Origin of the sequence: Enterobacter cloacae complex sp. OE43NF, assembly GCF_023544405.1 — a bacterium.
GTDB classification, from domain to species: Bacteria; Pseudomonadota; Gammaproteobacteria; order Enterobacterales; family Enterobacteriaceae; genus Enterobacter; species Enterobacter cloacae.
Map to the genome: position 1 here is coordinate 1 of NZ_JAMJFW010000131.1, position 1,508 is coordinate 1,508.

The following is a 1,508-nucleotide window of genomic DNA, read 5'->3' on the forward strand; positions in this document are numbered from 1 at the left end:
GTTTTGCACGATATTCAAATCTGTGTCTTTCTATTTCACAGCGTTGTTTTTCCATGACTCCTTCAATATCCATATTATTTTTTATCTCCTTGTTGTCTCTCTTGTGCTTGAGCTCTCAGTTTAGCAAGAAGGGTACTCTCGGTTGACATATCCAGACCATCCGTAACAAAAACAGTTATTGGTTTCCCATAAACATCATTTACGATCTTTCTAATATTTGGGGTGCCATTATCATTTATTACAGCCATGATTCGGCGATGCATATCAGCAATCTGAGTATATGTTGGCGCCCATTTAACGATTCTTAACTCTTTTTCTATATCTTTTTTAAACTCATCCAGTTGTTGTATTGTTAACATGTCAAACCTCATTATTTATCGATAGTGTTATGTTTAGTCATATCTGAAAGTTTTAAGACACAATAAAAAACGATTTGATGATATTTTCACCGCCTAGCGGTTCGGGGTTCTGTGACACCCGAACTTTACCGTGGTTTCCCGCGGCGGAGTTACCAGTAATATGACTTTCTTCTGTGCCACCAATAAAGTAGGCCGTATCCGACGATAAGAATCCCGAAGAACATCAGCGACATTCCCCAGCCAGTTCCGTACCACGAAACCATATCATCGAAAACTAACCCGCCCATTTCACGAACTCCGGCTGCTTCCTTAAGAATTGGTTTGAATACCGGAATCAGAAGGGCGATCGCAAGTGGAGCACCCCAGCGAACAAGACCAGTTTCCATTTTGATCCCGAAAAAGATCCCCGCACCGACAACAAGCAGCCAGACTATCAGGCCAGGCGCAGTTTCCAGTGCTGTTTGCCATTCAACATCGAAAGTTTTCATTAGCCAGGCAACAACTGCCAGACAGAAAGCAAATACGCCGACGACAACCAGTTCAACGCCGCTTGTTTCGTTACTTCTACTCATCTTTTTGATCCTTTTTTACTGTTCAAAATTCGCACAATAAAGAACGTGCAGTGTTGGTAATACTGCACGTTTGTACCATTCGTGGTACTTAATCCTTTTGTTTGGCAGACATGAGATCTTCTGCTGCATCTTTAGAGTAGTTATCAATCAGATAACCTAAAATCTCTGTCCATGTAATTGTTTTTCCTAGTTTTACACTGGCATTTATAGCCAGTCGTTCTAGTTTCATTTTTCTTTCTTCCGTCACGTTATAAGTCGTGCGCTTTGCCATTTTTTACGCTCGTTCAATGCAATATTTGAAGTGAGTATACATGCTCATGAACTCATATCATCCAAGCCTCTTGAACTCACTAGCTCACTGGTGTAATGTTTAAACACTAATGAACTACTGAACTCATGTGTTAGTAAGTCGTCATTTTTGCAATTTTGAGGATTTATTCGTGATCGATTGGCTTACCGGGATTTTCCCTTGCACACACAAACCGCTTCCGGCGGGGAGTGTTGTCAGCGTTGATGCTGACGGTGCAATTGAGTGGGAAACCGTTAAGCGACTGACTGTTCGCGGCTCGCATGAAGC

4 protein-coding genes are annotated in these 1,508 nt (G+C 41.8%); 1 reads left to right on the forward strand and 3 read right to left on the reverse strand.

Annotation, left to right across the window (positions count from 1 at the left end; all coding sequences use genetic code 11):
* Positions 1 to 74: 74 nt before the first annotated feature.
* The 3 genes from M8370_RS23305 to M8370_RS23315 form a co-directional block, all read right to left on the reverse strand.
* The gene (locus M8370_RS23305) at positions 75 to 359 is read right to left on the reverse strand and encodes a hypothetical protein (protein ID WP_052907449.1); all 285 of its coding nucleotides are present in this window, start codon (positions 357 to 359) and stop codon (positions 75 to 77) included.
* A gap of 149 nt (positions 360 to 508) precedes the next feature.
* Positions 509 to 931, reverse strand: coding sequence for a hypothetical protein (locus M8370_RS23310; protein ID WP_052907448.1), 423 nt, complete (start codon positions 929 to 931; stop codon positions 509 to 511).
* An 88-nt stretch (positions 932 to 1,019) separates the two neighbouring features.
* A complete protein-coding gene (locus tag M8370_RS23315; RefSeq protein ID WP_001335098.1) occupies positions 1,020 to 1,202 on the reverse strand; it encodes a hypothetical protein in 183 nt (60 codons plus the stop codon).
* 169 nt (positions 1,203 to 1,371) lie between these two features.
* Between M8370_RS23315 and M8370_RS23320 the strand changes: the two genes are divergently transcribed.
* Positions 1,372 to 1,508, forward strand: a 137-nt coding sequence (locus M8370_RS23320) for a phage/plasmid replication domain-containing protein (RefSeq protein ID WP_349665612.1), incomplete at its 3' end; no start/stop codon positions are given.

Coding starts and splice junctions, on each gene's coding strand:
- M8370_RS23310 (WP_052907448.1), bottom strand. CDS start 931: ATGAGTAGAAGTAACGAAACAAGCGGCGTTGAACTGGTTGTCGTCGGC.
- M8370_RS23315 (WP_001335098.1), bottom strand. CDS start 1,202: ATGGCAAAGCGCACGACTTATAACGTGACGGAAGAAAGAAAAATGAAA.
- M8370_RS23305 (WP_052907449.1), bottom strand. CDS start 359: ATGTTAACAATACAACAACTGGATGAGTTTAAAAAAGATATAGAAAAA.